Source organism: Haloterrigena alkaliphila (assembly GCF_017352155.2).
Lineage (GTDB): Archaea > Halobacteriota > Halobacteria > Halobacteriales > Natrialbaceae > Haloterrigena > Haloterrigena alkaliphila.
The window spans coordinates 1,042,485-1,061,558 of the sequence record NZ_CP071462.1 but is presented as its reverse complement, the minus strand read 5'-3'; the positions used below and the strand labels follow the sequence as shown (position 1 = coordinate 1,061,558).

Annotated in this window: 20 protein-coding genes; 8 read left to right on the top strand and 12 right to left on the bottom strand. The window is 67.5% G+C overall.

The genetic code is table 11. From position 1 onward, the window contains the following. Nucleotides 1-91: 91 nt before the first annotated feature. From J0X25_RS24010 to hisS, 3 genes are all read right to left on the bottom strand, one after another. On the bottom strand, nucleotides 92-1,591 hold the full coding sequence (locus tag J0X25_RS24010) for a sulfatase family protein (protein WP_207290079.1): 1,500 nt from the start codon (nucleotides 1,589-1,591) through the stop codon (nucleotides 92-94). A gap of 60 nt (nucleotides 1,592-1,651) precedes the next feature. After that, nucleotides 1,652-2,029: a PaaI family thioesterase gene (locus tag J0X25_RS24005; RefSeq protein ID WP_207290078.1), complete on the bottom strand. Its 378-nt coding sequence runs from the start codon at nucleotides 2,027-2,029 to the stop codon at nucleotides 1,652-1,654. Between the two features lie 125 nt (nucleotides 2,030-2,154). Beyond that, a complete protein-coding gene (gene hisS / locus J0X25_RS24000) occupies nucleotides 2,155-3,453 on the bottom strand; it encodes a histidine--tRNA ligase (protein WP_207290077.1) in 1,299 nt (432 codons plus the stop codon). Between the two features lie 162 nt (nucleotides 3,454-3,615). On the opposite strand from hisS, the gene J0X25_RS23995 reads away from it, so the two are divergent. Then, on the top strand, nucleotides 3,616-4,656 hold the full coding sequence (locus J0X25_RS23995) for a sensor histidine kinase (RefSeq protein WP_207290076.1): 1,041 nt from the start codon (nucleotides 3,616-3,618) through the stop codon (nucleotides 4,654-4,656). Nucleotides 4,657-4,724: 68 nt separating this feature from the next. Here J0X25_RS23995 and J0X25_RS23990 read toward each other — a convergent pair whose 3' ends face one another. The 3 genes from J0X25_RS23990 to J0X25_RS23980 form a co-directional block, all read right to left on the bottom strand. Further along, entirely contained in the window at nucleotides 4,725-5,327 is a 603-nt protein-coding gene (locus J0X25_RS23990) for a DUF7411 family protein (protein WP_207290075.1), read from the bottom strand. Then, nucleotides 5,327-5,677, bottom strand: coding sequence for a DNA-binding protein (locus J0X25_RS23985; protein WP_207290074.1), 351 nt, complete (start codon nucleotides 5,675-5,677; stop codon nucleotides 5,327-5,329). Before J0X25_RS23985 ends, J0X25_RS23990 begins: the two co-directional genes overlap by 1 nt. A gap of 104 nt (nucleotides 5,678-5,781) precedes the next feature. Next, nucleotides 5,782-6,237, bottom strand: a complete 456-nt coding sequence (locus J0X25_RS23980) for a 30S ribosomal protein S19e (RefSeq protein ID WP_207290073.1) — start codon at nucleotides 6,235-6,237, stop codon at nucleotides 5,782-5,784. Nucleotides 6,238-6,405: 168 nt separating this feature from the next. Between J0X25_RS23980 and thiL the strand changes: the two genes are divergently transcribed. Beyond that, nucleotides 6,406-7,320, top strand: a complete 915-nt coding sequence (gene thiL, locus J0X25_RS23975; RefSeq protein ID WP_207290072.1) for a thiamine-phosphate kinase — start codon at nucleotides 6,406-6,408, stop codon at nucleotides 7,318-7,320. A gap of 54 nt (nucleotides 7,321-7,374) precedes the next feature. Here thiL and J0X25_RS23970 read toward each other — a convergent pair whose 3' ends face one another. The 3 genes from J0X25_RS23970 to J0X25_RS23960 all read right to left on the bottom strand — a co-directional run bounded on the left by J0X25_RS23970 (nucleotide 7,375) and on the right by J0X25_RS23960 (nucleotide 10,109). Then, nucleotides 7,375-8,538: a site-2 protease family protein gene (locus J0X25_RS23970; protein ID WP_207290071.1), complete on the bottom strand. Its 1,164-nt coding sequence runs from the start codon at nucleotides 8,536-8,538 to the stop codon at nucleotides 7,375-7,377. A gap of 248 nt (nucleotides 8,539-8,786) precedes the next feature. After that, entirely contained in the window at nucleotides 8,787-9,032 is a 246-nt protein-coding gene (locus J0X25_RS23965; protein ID WP_207290070.1) for a DUF7123 family protein, read from the bottom strand. Nucleotides 9,033-9,281: 249 nt separating this feature from the next. Next, complete coding sequence (locus J0X25_RS23960) at nucleotides 9,282-10,109, bottom strand: molybdopterin synthase (protein ID WP_207290069.1); 828 nt, start codon at nucleotides 10,107-10,109, stop codon at nucleotides 9,282-9,284. Nucleotides 10,110-10,507: 398 nt separating this feature from the next. On the opposite strand from J0X25_RS23960, the gene pyrH reads away from it, so the two are divergent. From pyrH to J0X25_RS23940, 4 genes are all read left to right on the top strand, one after another. Then, entirely contained in the window at nucleotides 10,508-11,233 is a 726-nt protein-coding gene (pyrH, locus tag J0X25_RS23955) for a UMP kinase (RefSeq protein ID WP_207290068.1), read from the top strand. Continuing rightward, nucleotides 11,230-12,945, top strand: coding sequence for a lysine--tRNA ligase (gene lysS, locus J0X25_RS23950; protein ID WP_207290067.1), 1,716 nt, complete (start codon nucleotides 11,230-11,232; stop codon nucleotides 12,943-12,945). Before pyrH ends, lysS begins: the two co-directional genes overlap by 4 nt. Before the next feature lie 96 nt (nucleotides 12,946-13,041). After that, on the top strand, nucleotides 13,042-14,865 hold the full coding sequence (locus J0X25_RS23945) for a site-2 protease family protein (protein ID WP_207290066.1): 1,824 nt from the start codon (nucleotides 13,042-13,044) through the stop codon (nucleotides 14,863-14,865). Between the two features lie 174 nt (nucleotides 14,866-15,039). Beyond that, nucleotides 15,040-15,420, top strand: coding sequence for a hypothetical protein (locus J0X25_RS23940; protein ID WP_207290065.1), 381 nt, complete (start codon nucleotides 15,040-15,042; stop codon nucleotides 15,418-15,420). Here J0X25_RS23940 and J0X25_RS23935 read toward each other — a convergent pair. Further along, nucleotides 15,348-15,911 (bottom strand): PadR family transcriptional regulator, encoded by a 564-nt coding sequence (locus J0X25_RS23935; RefSeq protein WP_207290064.1) that lies wholly within the window; start codon nucleotides 15,909-15,911, stop codon nucleotides 15,348-15,350. The two genes, J0X25_RS23940 and J0X25_RS23935, sit on opposite strands and share 73 nt — an antisense overlap. 158 nt (nucleotides 15,912-16,069) lie before the next feature. On the opposite strand from J0X25_RS23935, the gene J0X25_RS23930 reads away from it, so the two are divergent. Next, nucleotides 16,070-17,659 (top strand): heme-binding protein, encoded by a 1,590-nt coding sequence (locus J0X25_RS23930; RefSeq protein ID WP_207290063.1) that lies wholly within the window; start codon nucleotides 16,070-16,072, stop codon nucleotides 17,657-17,659. 56 nt (nucleotides 17,660-17,715) lie between these two features. Here J0X25_RS23930 and J0X25_RS23925 read toward each other — a convergent pair whose 3' ends face one another. Continuing rightward, nucleotides 17,716-17,886 carry a hypothetical protein gene (locus tag J0X25_RS23925; RefSeq protein WP_207290062.1) on the bottom strand — a complete coding sequence of 57 codons (171 nt, stop codon included), beginning with the start codon at nucleotides 17,884-17,886 and terminating at the stop codon, nucleotides 17,716-17,718. A 105-nt stretch (nucleotides 17,887-17,991) separates the two neighbouring features. On the opposite strand from J0X25_RS23925, the gene J0X25_RS23920 reads away from it, so the two are divergent. Then, nucleotides 17,992-18,438 (top strand): hypothetical protein, encoded by a 447-nt coding sequence (locus J0X25_RS23920; protein WP_207290061.1) that lies wholly within the window; start codon nucleotides 17,992-17,994, stop codon nucleotides 18,436-18,438. A gap of 157 nt (nucleotides 18,439-18,595) precedes the next feature. On the opposite strand, the gene J0X25_RS23915 is transcribed toward J0X25_RS23920, so the two are convergent. Continuing rightward, complete coding sequence (locus tag J0X25_RS23915; RefSeq protein ID WP_207290060.1) at nucleotides 18,596-18,979, bottom strand: DUF5611 family protein; 384 nt, start codon at nucleotides 18,977-18,979, stop codon at nucleotides 18,596-18,598. Nucleotides 18,980-19,074: the final 95 nt, after the last annotated feature.

Genomic DNA, 19,074 nt, shown 5'->3' with positions numbered 1-19,074 from the left:
TCGTTCGTCCCTCGCACGATTTCGTGCCGTGGTTCGTTCGTCACTCACCACGGCACAGCGCGCGCCACCGCACGTATCTCGGCTGGATCGGTTACGACGCGTCCTCGAGCACGTCCGGAACCCACCCCTGATTCGGATCGTCCGTCTCGCGCATCCACCCGATCAGCCGCTCTCGCAGTTCCTCGCGTACGTCGGCGTAGTCGGGGTGGTGGATCAGGTTCTGCAACTCGGCGGGGTCCGCCTCGAGGTCGTACAGTTCGTCGATATCGGGGCCGTTGTAAACGTACTTGTACCGGTCGGTGCGGACCATCCGCTGGGTGTAGAGGCCGAACTCGTCGCCGTGGTACTGGGCGAAGGTGGAGTCGGGCCACCCCTCGGGTACTGCGTCTGCGTCCCCGCCGGCCTCGAGAAGCGGCACGAGACTCCGAGCGTCGAAGCTCTCGGGGACGTCGACGCCGCCGATTTCGAGGAACGTCGCGGCCAGATCGTGGAGGTGGACGGGCGCCTCGCAGGTGGATCCGGGGTCGACGACCTCAGGCCAGCGCACCTGCAGCGGGATCCGGTAGGTGTCGTCGTACATCAGCGGTCCCTTGTTGAACTGCCGGTGGTTCCCGACGAAGTCGCCGTGATCCGAGGCGTGGACGACGGCCGTCTCGTCGGCGACGTTGTGATTCTCGAGCGCCTCGAGGATCCGCTCGAGCTGGTCGTCGATCAGCGAGACGAACCCCCAGTACTTCGCGGTGGCCTCGGCCCAGTGCTCCCAGTCGAAGCCGTCGGCGCCGCGGTAGCGGTAGTAGTTCTCGTGGACCTGCGGCTTCCCCTCGTAGGTCTCGGCGTAGCTTTCGGGCGGCTCGATTTCGTCGGGGTCGTACATCGAGGCGTACGGCTCGGGGACGACGTAGGGGTGGTGGGGGCCGTAGAAGTCCGCGCGGTGGAAGAACGGCGCGTCGCCGTCAGCCCCCTCGCTCGCGCCGCTCTCGTCACCGGCGTGGGCCTCGATCGCGTCGATCGTCCGCTCGGCGAGGAACCACGCGCGGGTCTCCTCGACGTCGACCGGCGTTTTGGCGGCGACGAACGTCCCCGAACTCGTATCGCGCGGATCGTCCCCGGTGTAGAGTTCCTCCTCGAGGTCGACTTCGCCGAGCGGTACCCCGCGCTCCGCGCGGTACTCGCGGAACGCCTCGTCGATGTCGTCGTGGTGTTTGTCGCTGCCGCCGAGATAGGCAAAGCCGAAGTCCTCGGGCGTCTGGTCGCGGCCGACGTGCCACTTGCCCGTGTAGCTGCACTCGTAGCCGCTCTCGGCCAGCGCCTCGGAGAACGTCGGCAGCTCCGGCGGCAAATTCGGCCGGATCGCGTCGGCCTCGTGGCTGTTGTTGAGCATCCCGTGGCCGTGGGGAAACCGGCCGGTCATGAGCGAGGCTCGAGCGCTCGTACAGATGCTGATCGGCGTGAACGCCCGTGAAAAGCGCATCCCGTCGCTCGAGAGCCGATCCATCGCCGGCGTCTCGACCGGCGGCCCGTCGGGGGCGCTGCAGTCGTAGCGCTCCTGGTCGGTCAGGACGAACAGAACGTTCGGGCGGCTGTCGGCCATCGGGCGTCGTACGCTGGCGTCGCCATTAATGGTGGGGCCTGCGTCGGGGACGCGATTCCCTCAGGGGACGAAGATGGAGAACGATCCCGTCGCGCGAGCGACCGACGCGCCCTCCTGCTGGACCTCGGACTCGAGGAAAGCGACGGAACCGCCCCGTCGAACGACGGTGGACTCGCAGGTCACCGTCCCCTCGGTCACCGGTTCCAGGTAGCTGATCTTGATCTCGATCGTCGCACAGCGCTCGTCGGCCGTCATCTCGGACTGCAGGGCGGCCGCCATCCCGGAGTCGGCCATCGTGTACGCGACCCCGCCGTGCAACACGTCGTTCGGATTGGTCAACCGGTCGGAGACGGTCAGCGTGCCGCGGCTGTAGCCGTCGCCCGCGTCGGTGAACTCGAGTCCGATGAGCTCCGAAAATCCCGCGTCGTCCTCTGTCATCGTCTCGGTATCGCCCGCACACGCTCTTCAACATTCTCCTCGCCAGGACCGACTGCGTTCTCCCCGCGAGGACCGACTCCGCGATGCGCTCCTCGTCTACCCACCCACTCGATTCGTCTTCCCGCTCACTCGAAGTCGTCGTACGTGGGCCGCTCGAGGTCGCCGGGGAACTCGTCGACGGGCACCTGCGTCTGGTCGCCCGATTCCATGTCCTTGATCGTCACCTCGTCGTTCGCGAGGTCCTGCTCACCGGCGACGACGACCGTCTCGGCGTTGACCGAGTCGGCGTAGTTCAACTGCGCGCCGAAGGAGCGCCCGGCGACGTCGGTCTCGACGACGTGGCCGCGCTCGCGGAGGTCGCGGGCGATCCGGGCCGCCTCGGGCCGCGTATCGCCGATCTGGAGCACGTAGTAGTCCGTGGTCACCGCCTCCTCGGGCCAGACGCCCGCGCGCTGACAGAGCAGCGACAGCGTGGCGTGGCCGGGTGCGACGCCGACCGCGGGCGTCGGCTGGCCGCCGAAGCCCTCGATCAGGTCGTCGTACCGACCGCCGCCGAAGATCGACCGCGAGACCTCGCCGGCCGAGTCGAAACACTCGAAGACGACGCCGGTGTAGTAGTCGAGTCCGCGGGCCGTCTCGAGCGAGATCGTGCAGTACTCGCGGGCGCCGAAGTCCGCGGCGGCCTCGAGCACGTTCTGGAGGTTCTCGACCGCCGCGGTGACGCGATCGGTGTCGGCAACGGACTCGACCGCCTCGAGGTCGCCGCTCGAGACGAGGTCGTCGAACTCGGCGGCCTGGTCGGCAGAGAGGCCGGCGCCGATTAGCAGGTCGTGATACTCGGCCTGCGAGATCTTCTCGGACTTGTCGACCGCGCGGATGGCCGCCTCGGTGTCGACGTCGGCGTCGTAGCTCTCGAGGACGCCGCCGAGGATGTCGCGGTGGGAGACGCGGAACTCGAAGTGCTCGCCGGTCAGCCCGAGGTTCGTCAGGGCGTCGGCGGCCCACGCGAGGATCTCGGCGTCGGCTTCTGGCTCCGAAGAGCCGAAGATGTCGACGTTGGTCTGGTAGAACTCCCGCTGACGGCCCTGCTGGACCTGCTCGTAGCGCCAGAAGGGGCGCGTCGAGAACCACTTGATCGGCTTCGAGAGCTCCTGTTGCTTGGCGACGACCATCCGCGCAACGGTCGGCGTCAGTTCGGGCGTCAGCGTCACGTGGCGTCCGCCCTGATCCTCGAAGGAGTAGAGTTCGTCGACGATCTCGTCGCCGCTCTTGTCGGTCCACATCTCGGCGCGCTCGACGGCCGGCGTGCCGATCTCGCGGAAGCCGTAGCGGCGAGCGGTGTCCTCTATCGCGTCGATGGTCTCCCGCCGCGCGGCCATCTCGCCGGGATAGAAGTCGCGAAAGCCCTTGATCCGGTCGTACATGGAGAGTCGTTCGAGAACGGCGAACTTCTATCCTTCCGTTCGGAGACGGGGTCCACAGCACCGGTCGAATAGTTTGGTTCGGCGGACAGTTCAGTTATTTTGACTCAAACGGGGCTGAGCTTCTCCCGTAACTTGATACCCTCTTGCGTCGAGCGTATCCGTGTGCAACGCGTCGCCGACGACGATTGGGTCGCCACCATCAGCGATCAGCTACCGGTATCGCCGCTGTCGATTCTGGGGCTCGTCCTCGCCGCGACCATCGGCATCCGCATCGCGGGCGAGACCCTCTCGACGAAGACCCTCCTCGAGAGCATCTTCCCCCTCGCGACCGCGACGGCGGTCGTCCTCGTCGACCGCTTCCTCGTCGCCCAGGACGTGGCGGCGCGGGACCGCCTTACCGTCTTCGCGTACGGGCTGGGGGGCTTCCTCGCGGCGTTCGTCGTCGCGGCGCTCCACCTCTACATCGCCTACCTCGACGGGCTCGGCGCCCGCTCGCCGCTGTACCTGCTGTTGATGAGCGGGACGATGGGCGTCGGCGCCGGCACCGTCGCCGGCGTCTACGATATCAAACAGCGGGCCGCGACCCGCGAGGCCCGCCGCCAGAGCGAACGCCTCGAGGAGTTCGCGAGCGTCGTCAGCCACGACCTGCGGAACCCGCTGGGCGTCGCGCGCGGGCGCCTCGACGCCGCGTTTCAGACCGGCGACGCCGACCACTTGATGGAGGTCGACGCCGCTCTCGAGCGGATGGACGAACTGATCGAGGAGTCGTTGTCGGTCGCCCGCAGCGGGACGCAGGTCGAGGAGACCTACGAGGTCCCCCTAGCCGAACTCGCCGGTGACGCCTGGTCGTCGACGGCGACCGGCGACGCGAGTTACGAGGTGGTCGACCACCGGACGCTACAGGTCGACCCCCTCCGCGCGAAACAGCTCTTCGAGAACCTCTTTCGCAACGCGATCGAACACGGCCGCGAGGACGTCCACGTCCGCGTCGGTCCCCGTCCCGGCGGCTTCTTCGTCGCGGACGACGGTCCGGGCATTCCCGAGGACGAACGGGACAAGATCCTGGAACAGGGGTACTCGACGTCCGAGGAGGGGTCGGGACTGGGGCTCGCTATCGTCCGCGCCATCGCGGACGCCCACGGCTGGTCCGTGACGGTTACTGAAAGCGAGGACGGCGGCGCTCGATTCGAGTTCACTCGGTAATCGACTCGGTCACACAGTAACCGACTCGGTTTCGGCTTCGCCCGTCGGGAGAACGTCTCCGAGTCGAGTCACTCCTTTTCTCGGCGGACGCCGGTCACGTACGTCTGCGTGTGATCCGGGAAGAGTTCGTCGACGACTCCGGGCCCGTACTCGTCGGCGATGATCGCCCGGAGTTCCGCCTCGTAGTCGGCCCGATCGATCTCCTCGCTTGGGCCGACGGTCACCTCGAGTCGGGCGTCGACGAGTCGGTCGACGGCGGTGCGACCGAACCCCGACAGGGGCGCGATGTAGTCGACCTCGTGGCGGTCCTCTAAGCTCTGGGCCTGGGCGCGGGAGACCGTGGGGACGCGGTCGTCCCGGCGGGTGCCGTCGGCGATGGCGTCGTACTCCCGTTCGGCGAGTCGCTCGAGTGCGTGCCGGTGGACCTGCTGGATGCCGTTTCGCGGGAAGCCGTCCTCGCGGATCCGGGCGGCGGCCTCGCGGGCGACGTCGGGGTCGAGTTCGAGGCGATCGAACGCGAAGCCCATTGCCGCGGCGGTCTCGCGGGCGTGTTTCCAGTCGTCGCTGATCCCGAAGTGGCCGGTGACCAGCGTGACGTCGTAGAACTCCTCGAGGAGAAGGGCCGCGAGGGTCGAATCTTTGCCGCCGCTGTAGAGCACGCCGAGCTCCATCAGCGGCGCTTGATGTCGAAGCTCTGGGAGTCGGGCTTCAGCTCCTGGAGGAGCTGTTTCATCTTCTCGTCGTCGATCTTCCCCTGGATGCGACCGCTCCGAGCGAGGGTGACGACCTGCCGTTCGACCTGCTCGCCGAACTGGGGTTTGCTCATCTTGACCGTGTTGAGCCGCTTGCGCGCCTCGTCGGTCAGGTGCTGGCGCAGGACCGCCTTCTTCTGGGCCTCGGCCTGTTGCTGGGCCGCCTCCTGTCCGGCGTCGCCCTGCTGGCCCTGGGCTTGCTCCTGTAGCTGTTCCATCTTCTGCTGTCGCAGCTCCTCGAGTTTCTCCTCGTCGGGTGAGCCACTCATAGCTATCGACGTGTTCGGTTGCGGAGCGGAAAATGATTTCGGACGGTCGTCGAGACTGCCGTCGCTGGAGGGGGTGTTTCGGGAAAACTGGAATCGATCCCGCGTTACGCGTAGCGCTCGAGTTCCGGACGGTCGAGGTCTTCGAGGACGGCGCCGGCGGTGTCGTCGAGGAGGCTCTGTCCCTCGGGGGTGATGCGTCGCCCCTCGCCCTCAGCGGTCTCGACGAGGTCTTCCTCCTCGAGTTGCTGGAGGATCGTTCGAATGAGGTTCTTCGAGCCGTCGGCGCGCTTGGCGGGGGCGACCTGGTAGCGGTTGGAACCGCCCTTCGAGCCGCCGTACTCCGTCGACAGTCGCTCGACGCCGATCGGTCCGCGGTCGGAGACCTTCCGCAGGAGGCTCGCGGCGCGTCGCGCCCAGAACTTCTCCTGTTCGGGCGGCAGTTCGCGGCTGACGCCGCTCTTTGCGAACTTGCCCCAGTCGGGTTCGTCGAGCCGTTCCTCGAGATCGTCGGCGACCGCCTCGATGAGGTCGTCCGCCGGAACGTCGTACATCGTAGCCATTGGCGTGTGGTTTCCGTCCGCGGCATTTAAGGCCATCGTTGTCCCGCGCAGCGGGGGCGTGCCGATCGTTCGCAGGGGTTTCAGCGACGGGCGAGCACAGCGCCGTCTCGAGACGCGGAGGCGCCTCGGTCCGGTCCGTTTTTCGTCTTGGGCCCGAAACGGAGAGGCATGGACGAGCGCGCCGCCCTGACGCTGCTCGAGGGCGAACTCGAGGCCGCCGGCGACGACGCCGCCGTCGTCGACGGGCTCGTGCTCACGACGGACATGCTCCACGAGCGGACGGACTTCCCGCCGGGAACGACCCGCTACACGGCGGGCTGGCGGGCCGTCGGCGCGTCGCTGTCGGACGTGGCGGCGATGGGCGCCGAGGCGACGGCCGCCGTGGCGGCCTACGCGGCCCCCGAGTTCGATCCCGACGAACTGCTCGCCTTCGTCGGCGGCGCCCGAGACGTCTGCGAGCGCGTCGACGCCGAGTACGTCGGCGGCGATCTCGACAACCACGACGAGTTCACCGTGTCGACGACTGCCGTCGGCCGCGCCGACGACCCCGTTCGCCGGAGCGGCGCCCGGCCCGGCGACCGCGTCGTCGTCACCGGCACGCTGGGCCGGAGCGCGGCCGCACTCGAGTTGTTCGAGCGCGGCGCTCGAGCGGACGGAAGCGAAGCCGACGATATCGACGAGGAGACCCTCGAGCGCGCGAACGAACTGTTCCGGTTCGAACCCCGCGTCGCCGCAGGCCGAGTACTCGAACCCCACGCGACGGCGATGATGGACTCGAGCGACGGCCTCGCCCGGTCGTTACACCAGTTAGCGGAGGCCAGCGACTGCGGGTTCGCCGTCGAGGCGGAGCGGATCCCGGTCGCCGACGCGCTGCTCGACGTCGCCGACGGCGAGGACGTCCTCGAGCGGGCGCTCACCTTCGGCGAGGACTTCGAACTCGTCGCGACGGTACCCGACGCGGCGCTCGAGGCGACTCGAGACGCGACCGACGTCGAACTCTCGGTGATCGGTTCGGTGACCGAACCCGCGGCGGGGATCACGGTGGACGGCGACCGACTCGCGGACCGCGGCTACACGCACTGAGCCCGGTTCCGCAGTGAACGACGACGAACGCGACGACGGGGCCGGACCGACGGGTTACTGGACGATCGAGATCGGAACCGGCATGAAACAGAGCAGCCCGAGGCCGAACGTGACGACGCCGACGGCGAACCGCCAGGTGCCGAGCCGATCGTCGGTGATCGGATGGGCCGCGCCCGCCGACGCGAGGATGACGGCCAGAACGCCCCAGAAGACCCAGATGAACACCGTCTGGACGCCGTAGCCGCCGACGTAGTAGAGGTAGCCGGCGAGGGCGAACAGCGCGCCCGGAACGAGGGCGCTGATCGTCTCGTGGAGGTCGCCGGCCATCGCCCGGAGGATGTGACCGCCGTCGAGTTGGCCGACCGGGATCAGGTTGAGGAAGGTGACGAACATGCCGACCCAGGCGCCGATGACGACGGGATTGACGTTCCGCGTCGGGTCGTCGCCGTACAGCGGCCGATCGAGCGCCACCGCGAGGAACTCGAGCAGCGGCGGGATCCCCAGCTGAAACGCGGTCTCGTCGCCGTCCGGGACGAGCGGCTCGGGAACGATCACGGGCGGCATGTGGAGGCCCACGATGGCGACGGCGACCGTCGCGGCCAACCCGGCCAGCGGCCCGGCGACGCCGATGTCGAACAGCGCCCGTCGATCCGGCATGCGCCCCTTCAGTTTGATCACCGCGCCCATCGTCCCGATGATCGTCGGGACCGGAATGAAGTACGGCAGCGAGGCGTCGACCTGGTGGTAGCGGCTCATCACGTAGTGTCCCAGTTCGTGGACGCCGAGCACCGTCAGCACCGCGGCGGAGAAGGGCCACGCGCGAACGATGTCGGCCGGATTGCCGATCGGATCGATCGCCGGATACCACCAGAACGCGCCGACGAACAGCGTCGAACAGATCGTCGCGAGCAGCAGCAGGATGTTCGTCCACGGAATGCCGTCGATCCCGACGCTGATCGGCTCGGCGACGATGACGTACTCGCCGTGCCGGGTGGTCAACTCGGGCTCGTATCCTGCCTTCCTGAAGGCGGGCCACAGCTCCCGGATCGCCCGCTCCGGATGGATCCGGGGATCGCCGTAGTACACCAGCTGATCGTCCTCGGTTCGCGTCTCGTAGACCCGAAACACCGACTCGATACGCTCGAGTGACGGGCCGTCCCGCGGGGCCGACTCGTCGGTCCGCGAGGGTCCGAACCGGGGCGATTCGGCGTCGTCCATCACCGGTGATTCAGGGCCGCGTCGTATAAATCGACTGCTGTCGGCGGGCGTGACTATCTCCGATACAGAACGGTAGCGGTCCCGATGGGACCGGCAGCAAAAACGGGGAGGAAGCGGGGATACCGCCGCGTGTGGCCGGGTAGCGTCGGTGACGCGCCGGCACGCAGGGCGGACGGTCGGGAGGCGCCGCCGAGTCGGAGGTCAGGAGGACCGGCGGCTGCGACCGCAGGGTGTCCGCGGTGTCGCGTTCAGGCCGGAGCGACGCGCCACGTGGTCGCGCTCGTGTACGACCACTTCTCGATCTCGAGGTCGGTGACCGAGTCCGAGAGTTTGACCATCAACGCGCCGATCTCTTTGGGGGACATCCCGACGTCGTCCGCGATGAACTTGCCTTTGAAGTACAGCTCTCCGTCTTCGGCACGTTCGCGAAGGTAGCGCTTCAGGCGGCGTTCTTTGCTTTCCGTGGAGGGTTGGGCTGTCGTGCTCATCGACATCCATCCGTTGTTGGGTATAGATGTTATAAAGGGCGGATGGTTAGCGGCATTTCGTTTGTGTTCAACGATCTGGGGGGTAATCGACGTTTTATTCTCGAATCATTGAATATTTATTGAACGCTGAGAGTGACCTAGACGTTTTATAACCGTCTCTAACCTATTATCGTGCCCCGAATAATCCAGATTCATAGAACGTCGCGTTCCGAGACGGTTGACCTATTTTGAACGAAATATTCACGAAATCAAGTATTACGATCGCTCGTGGACCCAGAACTCGTCCTCGACCGTCACCTCCTTCTTGAACAGCGGAACCTCGTCTTTCAACCGGTTGATCCCGTCCTCGACGGTCCGAAACGCCTCCTCGCGGTGCCCCGCGAGCACGACGACGAAGACGATGTCCTCGCCGTCCTCGACGATGCCCGTGCGGTGGTAGAGTTCGACCTCGAGAACGCCGTCGCGGGCTTCGAGATCCGTCTCGAGGGCCGCCATGCGCTCGTCGGCGACGCCCTCGTACTTCTCGAACTCGAGGTACTGGGTGCGCGCGTCGTCCGCGTCGTCTTTCGCGCGGACGCGGCCGGTGAACGTGGCGATCGCACCCGCGCGGTCGGCCGCCGGCGACCGCTTGACGCGCTCGACCAGCGACTCGAGGGTCTCGTAGGGCTCTCGCGCCGCGAGTTCGGCCGCGACGGCGTCCGGGTCGAGGTCGCCGGGCGCCTCGGCGGCCGCGAGGACGTCCTCGCCGTCGGCGTCGGCCGCGCCCACGACGACCGTCGGATGTCTGAGATCGTCGATGCCGACCACGACGGCGTACTCGCAGTCGGTCGCCAATTGATCGAGGGCGTCGCCGACCGTCATTCCCGTCCCGGAGGCGGTCCAGTCGCCGTCGGCGCCGAGATCGTAGCTGACGTCGCCGCCGACCGTCGTCGAGTCGTGGACGGCCGTCCCGTCCGCGATCGTCGCGTCGTACTTGACGACGCCCACCCGTCCCTCCCGCTCGAGTCGATCGACGAGGCGGTCGAGGACCCGCTCGAGGGCATCGCCGCCGGCCCCGCGATCGAGAACGCCGAGTACGTGCATGCACGACTCATGGGGGCGTCGGACTTTGTAGCTGTCGACGAAAGCCCCGACTCGCTGCGCGCTCGCGCGCAGCGAGTCGCCCCTTTCAGTCCCGCCCGGGAGCCGCGGCCAGTCAGCTATGCACGGAGCCGCACCCGGTCAGCTATGCACGGAGCCGGAATCGGGCGGCGCTCGTGGTGTCGCTCGAGTCGTCGGGCCGCCCTCGCGCGCAGTGACAACCAGTTCTCTCGACGGTAGCTGTTGCGCTCAGTGACCACCACCGTGCTCGAGGAGCCGTCGCGCACGGTGTCGCTTCGATTCCGACGGCCTCGAGACCGCCCCGCGTGTTGGAGGGGGACACGCGCGCCGGTCCGGAGTTGGCAACCCTTAAGATAGCAACCCGGTTACACCGGGGTAGTATGAAAGTGGTCGTCTCTATCGGCGGGAGCGTGCTCGTGCCCGAACCGGGCGCGGATCGGGTAGCCGAACACGCGGCCGTCGTCGAAGACCTCGTCGCGGACGGCTGTCGCGTCGGCGCCGTCGTCGGGGGCGGCGGCGTCGCCCGGGAGTACATCTCGGCCGCTCGCGATCTGGGGGCCAACGAGATCGAACTCGATCAACTGGGTATCGACGTCACCCGACTCAACGCGCGCCTGCTGATCGCCGCGCTCGGCGAGGAGTCCGTCACCGCGCCGGCCCTCGATTACGAGGAGGCCAGCGAGGCGCTCCGTCGGGACGACGTCTGCGTCATGGGCGGCGTCGCGCCGGCCCAGACGACCGACGCCGTCGGCGCCGCGCTCGCGGAGTACATCGACGCCGACCTCCTCGTCTACGCGACGAGCGTCCCCGGCGTCTACAGCGACGATCCGAACGAGAACCCCGAGGCGACCAAGTACGACTCCCTCTCCGCGACGGAACTGGTCGACGTGATCGCCGGCCTCGAGATGAACGCCGGCGCCTCGGCGCCCGTCGACCTGCTGGCGGCGAAGATCATCGAGCGCTCGGGAATGCGCACGATCGTCTTAGACGGCACCGATCCCGACCGGATCGCCCGCGCCGTCCGGTACGGCGACCACGACGGGACCGACATCATCCCCGAGGGCGCCGGCGAGGAACCGACCTACTGGGCCAGCGACGAACGATGAGCACCGAACACGATGACGCGACGGAGCCCGATGCCGGCGCGGACGCGGAGAGTCCCTATACCCTCCAGCACGAGGATGGCGACGACGCACGACACGCCTTCTGGGCCGATACGGTCGCGGACCGCGTCGAAGCGCGAGAGCCTGACGAACCGATCGTCGTCAAGGGCGGCATCTCGCCTTCCGGCGTTCCCCACCTCGGGAACGTCAACGAGATCATGCGCGGCTACTACGTCGCGGAAGTCCTGCGCGAGCGCGGTCACGAGGTCCGCCAGGTCTTCACCGCCGACGACCGGGACCCGCTGCGCAAGCTGCCCCGCACCCTCTGTGACCTCGAGGGCACCCTCGTCGATCTCGGCGAGGTCGACGCGGGTGCGCTCGGGCGCAACCTCGGCGCTCCCTACACCGACATCCCGGATCCGTTCGGCTGCTGTGACTCCTACGGCGACCACTTCTCGACCATCATCCAGGACAGCGCCGACGCCGTCGACGTGCCGATCGACCTCGTCTCGAACACGGAGATGTACGAATCCGGCGAGTTCGAGGCCGTCACGCGCTTCGTCCTCGAGCACCGCGAGCGCGCACGCGAGGTCCTCTCGCAGTACCAGGACAAGGTCGACGCGGACGGCGACTACGTTCCCTTCAATCCGATCTGCGAGGACTGTGGCAAGATCACCGAGACGGTGACGAGCGTCGACCTCGACGCCGGCGAGGCCGGTACCGTCGACTACCGCTGTACCGATATGGACGCCGGCGACCGGACCATCGACGGCTGCGGCCACGAGGGCACCGCCACGCTGCGGGAGGGGAAACTTCCCTGGCGCTTCGAGTGGCCCGCCCAGTGGCAGGTGCTGGGCGTCGACTTCGAGCCCTTCGGCAAGGACCACGCCGAGGGCTCCTGGCCCAGCGGCCAGGACGTCGCCCGCAACGTTCTCGAGATCGAACCACCCGTTCCGATGGTCTACGAGTGGTTCACCCTCGAGGGCGAGCCGTTCTCCTCTTCGGAAGGGAACGTGATTCTGGTCTCGGACGTCCTCGAACTGCTCGAGCCCGAAGTGCTGCGGTACTTCTTCGCGAAGGACCCCGCGAAGGCGCGGGACTTCAGCATCGAGCGCCTCGATCAGCTGGTCGACGAGTTCGACCGCCTCGAGGCGATCTACTTCGACGAGATCGAGGCCAGCGAGGACGAGACGGCCTTCGCGAAGCGGGTGTATCCACTCGTAGTCGAGGAACCGAGAGAAGAACGCATCCGTCTCCCCTACACCTTCGCCGCCGTCCTCGGGATGTTCGACGATCCCGACCTTCGCGAGGAAGTCGCCCGCAAGGAGGGTCACATCTCCGACGACGCGCCCGAATGGGCGGTCGACCAGGCCCTCGAGCGCGTCGAGCAGGCCCGCAACTGGGCGCGCCGAACCGGAAACGAGTTCGACTACGAACTCAAGCGCACGGAGATTCCGGATCACGAGTTCGACGCGGCCACCGAGGCGGCCCTCGATGACCTCGCCGACTTCGTCGAGTCGGCCGTCCCCGTCGACCCCGACGAACTCCAGGGCGAGATCTACGAGACGGCCAAGCGCCACGACGTCGACGTCGGCGACTTCTTCGGCGCGGGCTACCGCCTGTTTTTCGACGAGGAACAGGGGCCGAAGCTCGGCCCGTTCCTCGCGAAGGTCGACCGCGAGTTCGTCGTCGCCCGCCTGCGCCGCGAACGCTGAGGCGACGCGGACCGCCTCGAGGCGACCGCGCGACCCGATACGCGGGCGACGGCACAGTCAAAAGCCCTTTGAGAACGCCTCCCGGAGATACGAGCGATGGATCACGGTTTCCTCGCTGTCGTTTCGGTTCCCGAACTCGCCGGTTCGGAGACGCTGACGTGGGTCGCCGTCGGCCTGCTCGTCTACTGGTTCGCCATCGTCGCGCTCCAGCGCGCGGATCTCCTCCCGGAGTACGTCGGCACGCAGGGGCCGATTCTGACCTTTCACACCAAGCGCGGGCGGGCGTTTCTCGACCGTCTCGCGGGACCGACGCGGTTCTGGCGCGCGTGGGCGAACGTCGGCGTCGGCATCGCCATCGTCGTCATGGTGGCGATGTTCGTCATGTTCCTCTTCGCGGGGATCTCGGCGATCCTCTCGCCGCAGCCGCCAAGCGACGTCCAGCAACCGCGCAATATCGTCCCCTTCCCCGGCGTCAACGACTTCCTGCCGCTGTCCGCGACGCCCGGAATCGTCTTCGGGCTGCTGGTCGGGCTGGTCGTCCACGAGGGGGGTCACGGCCTGCTCTGTCGCGTCGAGGACATCGAGATCGAGTCGATGGGCGTCGCGATGCTCGCGATCATCCCGATGGGCGCGTTCGTCGAACCCGATCAGGAGGAGAGCAAGAACGCCTCCCGAGGGGGCCAGACGCGGATGTTCGCGGCCGGCGTCACCAACAACTTCGCGGTGACGATCATCGCTTTCGCCCTGCTATTCGGCCCGATCGCCGGCTCGATCGGGGTCGCATCCGGCGCCGCCGTCGGCGGCGTCGCACCCGGCTCCCCCGCCGAGACAGCCGGCATCGAACCGAACGATCGAATCACCGCCGTCGGCGGAACGCCCGTCGAAACGAACGACGACCTCGAGGAGGCCGTCGGGACCGCCAACGGCGAGCAACTCGAGGTCGAGATCAACGGCGAGCGAACCGCCACCGTCGAGCGAACGCTGCTCGTCACCACGGCGATGGAGGACGGACCCGGCGGACTGGCCGCCGGCGACAAAATCGTCGCGGTGAACGGCGAGCGTGTCGGCACCGAAGCCGCCTTCTTCGAGGCCGTCGGCGACGACGCCACCGTCTCGCTGACGATCGAGCGCGACGGCGACGAACTCGAGCGCGAGGTGCCGATCGGCGCCGCCGTCGACGTCGCCGAGGACGGTCCGCTCGAGGAAGCGACCGGTCCGACCGACGACACGCTCGTCGTCACGCGCTTCGACGGCGAGCGCGTCTACTCCAACGACGACCTCGACGCGCTGCTCACGGAGAGCGAACCGGGCGCGGAGGTTTCCGTCGCGGGAGTCATGAACGGCGAACGCGTCGAGTACGCGGTGACCCTCGGTGAGCACCCGAATCAGGACAGCGGCTTCCTCGGCGTCTTTCAGAACCCCGGCACGTCCGGCTTCGAACTCGACCCGATCGGCGTGCAGTTGTATCCCGCCGGGACGTACCTGTCGGTCCTCGGCGGCGACGGAGGATCGTCCACCGCCTTGACCGACTCCTTCCTCGGAAAGATCGGCGTGGCGGTCATGCTCCCGGTGAGCGGCGTCGCCGGCTTCCTGCCGTTCAACTTCGCCGGCTTCACCGGCGGCGTGGAGAACTTCTACGAGGTCGGTGGGGCGCTCGCTCCACTGGGCGATAGCACGGTCTTCTTCCTCGCGAACCTGCTGTTCTGGACCGGCTGGATCAACGTGCAACTCGGCTTCTTCAACTGCATTCCGGCGTTCCCGCTCGACGGGGGTCACATCCTCCGAACGAGTACCGAAGCGATCGTCTCGCGGCTCCCCTTCGAGACCACCCGCGGCCACGTCCGCTCGGTGACGACGACCATCGGGCTGACGATGCTCGTCAGTTTCCTCGCCGTGCTGTTCCTGCCGTTCCTCCGCTAGCTCCGATCCCGGCAAGCGGGGGACCGCATCGCCGGGACCGTCCGCGAACCGACCCGCGTCGAGGCCGCGTCGCTGCCATCCTCGTCCCACGCTGGTCGACGACCCCGACGCCGGGGCCGCGACCTCGGCCGTCGCGGTCACCAACCGCTCGTCCTCCCGCCGTTCGCGCTCTCGATGACGTTCCTCCCGCTGGCCGGCGTCGTCGTCCTGGCGGCGATCGCGCTCGCAATCGCGGGCGGGCTGGTCGCCGAACTCGCCGTCTTCTTCGCCGCGTTCCTCGCGATACAGACTCTCGCTGCCGCCGTCGCGCTTTCCGTCGGCGGGAACGACCGGCGACTCCTCCTGCACGCGCCGCTGCTGGTGGTCGGGTTCAAACAGCTCCTCGACGCCATCGCCGTCAAGGCGCTGATCGACGTCGCCCGCGGCGTGTCGGTCCGCTGGACGAGCGCCGAACGGGCGGACCATCGCTCGAGCGCCGGCGATCAGGAGTCGCCGTCGACCGCCGCCTCCGCGTCGTCGTCCTCTCGGTCCGCGTCGACCCCGTGGCGCTCGTAGAACTCGTCCGGCGTCGCCTCGACGCGCTCGAACTCGCTGTCGAAGTAGTGTTCGTGGTGGCGGACCATCTGTTCGACGATCCACGCGCTGAACGTCTCGTCGAAGCGCCACTCGCCGTCGTGGTCGGGAATCTCGAACCGCTCGTCCGTCGAGAACGCCGCGTAGACGTGGAAGAAGCCGAGGATGACGTCGGCGAAGTCCCGGGCCTTCTCGGTACAGTTCTCCCGGCGGTCCGCGAGTTCCGCGTGACCGTCGTCGGTGAGTTCGAAGTACTTCCGATCGGGTTCGTCCTCGCGTTCGATCCGTTCGGTCCACCCCTTCTCCTCGAACTTGTAGAGGATGGGGTAGACCGAGCCGTAGGAGGGCTCCCAGTGACCGCCGCTGATCTCTCGGATCTCTTTCAGGATCTCGTAGCCGTACCGGGGCTTCTCCTCGAGTAACTCGAGGACGAGATAGGCGATGAGTCCTTTCGGCGGCCCACTTTTCCGCATGTGGACGCCGTTTGACCGGGCGTACGTAAATGGTTTCGGTCGCCGGAATTCGCCGCCGGCGCCGTCGTGCGGGTCGTCGCGAGAACCGGCGGCCGGGGTGCGATCGGTGCTGGCGCGAAACCCGGTCCTTCTTGGCGTCTCCACCCCAACCCGCGAGTATGGAACGACGACAGCCGCCACAGACCGAAGAGGGCTGGTACGTCCTGCACGATTTCCGGTCGATCGACTGGGACGCCTGGCGCGACGCGCCGGAGCGTCGTCGGTCGCAGGCGATCGAGGAGGGCGTCGACTTCCTGACCGGCGCCGAGTCCGTCACCGACGCCGACGAGGGGGACTCGGCGACGTTCTCGGTGCTGGGCCACAAGGCCGACCTGCTCGTCTTGCACCTGCGGCCGACGCTCGGCGACCTCGACGCGCTCGAGCGCCGGTTCGAGCAAACTGCGCTGGCCGAGTTCACCGAACGGGCCGACTCCTACCTCTCCGTCACGGAGGTCTCGGGCTACATGTCCCAGGAGTTCTTCGAGGACGACTCGGAGGTCGAAGACGCCAGCATGGCCCGCTACATCGAGTCGCGACTCACCCCGTCGATTCCGGACGCCGAGTTCTGCAGTTTCTACCCGATGAACAAGCGCCGCGACCCCGAGGACAACTGGTACGACCTGTCCTTCGATGAGCGCGCCGAACACCTCTCGAGCCACGGCGACATCGGCCGGGACTACGCCGGGAAAGTTACCCAGATCATCTCCGGCAGCATCGGCCTCGACGACTTCGAGTGGGGCGTCACGCTCTTCGGCGACGATCCGACCGACGTGAAGGACCTGCTCTACGAGATGCGCTTCGACCCCTCGAGTTCGCGCTACGCCGAGTTCGGCCGGTTCCTCTCGGCCCGCCGGTTCCCGCCGGCGGACCTCCGCGCGTTCCTCGCCGGCGACCCCGTCCCGCACGAGGGCGAGGACGCCCACGGCGGGCACCCCCACGCGGGCAGCGAGCACGGCGGTCACCACCACGGCTCCGACGACCACGCGCACGGTGACTCGAGCGGACACGCCCACGGCGGGTCGGGCGACGGCCACCACGGCGCCGACTCCGGTAATGAAAGCGGCGACGACGGAGACGTCCGCAGCGAACTCGAGGAACTGGGCGTCTACGCGGGCCAGCCCCACGGCGAGGACGTCCACGCGGTCGTGCTCTACTCCGCTGCCGACCCCGACGAACTGTCCGAGGAGGTCGACGGCCTCCGGGGGAACTTCGACCACTACGACACGCACGAGAAGACGGCCGTCTACGAGGCGAGCGAGGCGGCGGAGCCGCCTCGGAATGGCGAGCGGGGAACCCGCGAGCGCGACGACGACGCGGAGACGGCGATCGTCAGCCTCTGGGAGACCGAGCGCGCCGCGAACACGGCCGCCGGCTTCCTCGCCGAACTGCCCGATATCGTTCGTCAGGCGGGCGATGACGAGGGCGACTCCTGGGGGACGATGGGCATGTTCTACACGGTCAAGCCCGAGCACCGCGGGGACTTCGTCGGCGCCTTCGAGGACGCCGCCGACCTCCTCGCGGGGATGGACGGTCACCGAAAGACCGACCTCCTCGTGAACCGCGAGGACGAGAACGACATGTTCATCGCCAGCCGCTGGGACGCCCGCGAGGACGCGATGCAGTTCTTCCGCAGCGACGCCTTCTCGGAGGCCGTCGAGTTCGGCCGCGACGTCCTCGCCGACCGGCCGAGACACGTCTTCCTCGCCTGAGCGGATGCAACGCGTTTTCCTCGTCGCTCCCTCCCGTTCGGTTCCGTGACCCGAACCTACGGTTCGTCGTAGAAGAAGTACGCAGCGACGCCCGCGATTCCCAGCGCGAGCGTGACGTACGGCCAGTTCCCGGCGTCCCGATCGGTCACCACGGCGTGGCCGGTGACGAATATCGCGAAGCAGACGTGGGCGACCAGCGTCGCGGCGAGGAACGCGGTCAGTTCCATCGTCCATGGACTCTCGCGGCCCGGTGAAAGCCGTTTCGGACTCATTCGTCGGTCGATTCTTGCTGGGGAAAAGTACACCACTACCGTCATCGAAGGACTCCAGTAGTGAACCGACGTGGGTTTCTCGCTACCGTGCCGTCGCTCCTGCTCGCGGGCTGTGCGGCCCGACTCGGTATCGCCGACCGCGTCGAGGTCGCGGAGAAGGCGATCCGGCTCTATCCGCGTGGCGACGACGAACCGGCAGACGTGGCAGTTCGCCGGTACGATCCCGCCGACGGCCCGTTCTACCTCGAACTCCACGACGACCTCGAGATCGATCCCGACGAGCCCCTCGTCATCTCCGACTCGCTCGCCGAGAAACTCGAGGCCCACTTCGAGGGCGTCGAGTATCGGATCAGCGTCTGCGAACCCGGGAGCGACGACTGCCGACTGACGACGGTCGCCCGGTTGGACTTCAACGAGGTCGAAGTCGGCGATATCATCGATCTCGTCTCCCGGAGTTCCGGCGCGCGGCTGGTCGAGGTCCACGAACGCCGCGCCGATCGCGACTAGTCGTCGCTGTCCCGGCAGTGCCGTCGATCCGCACACCGATCGATACGCCGTCGGTAGCGTCCGGCGTACCGTCACCGAATCGCGGCGATTCCGCTACGTGCTGACGCGGCGATTCCGCTCCGCGCTGGCGGAGCCTGACCGAGTACAAACGGGGTCGTCAGAAGTCGTGGTCGGGGTCGTCCTCGACGGCGCGTTTCATCGACTCGCGACGGGACTTGGCGTCACGGCCGGTCGCCTCGAGCAGGAAGTCGTTCTTGGCGTCGACGGCCTCGCCGGCGGCCTCGAGTTCGTCCGGACCGAGTTCGGTCGGGTCGCGTTCGTAGAACTCGACGGCGAGTTTGTCCTTCTTGCCGGAGTACTCGACCGTCCCGACGACGACCTTCTCGAAGACGGGGTTGTCGGGTTCGCCGATCACGAAGAGGTCGCTCCCCTTGAACTCCTCCGTATCGGTGATGGGGCCGAAGTAATCCTGGACAGTGGCCTCCATATCGGGGATTCGCTCCTCGAGGTACTCACCGCGACGCATCTTGTACTCCTTCATGGATTGGTGATGCACGGCGGCCGGTTTACCTCTTTTCATAGCTAACGTTCCGGAGATTCGACAGTCGGCGCTCGAATCGAGAGCGTCGACTCGAG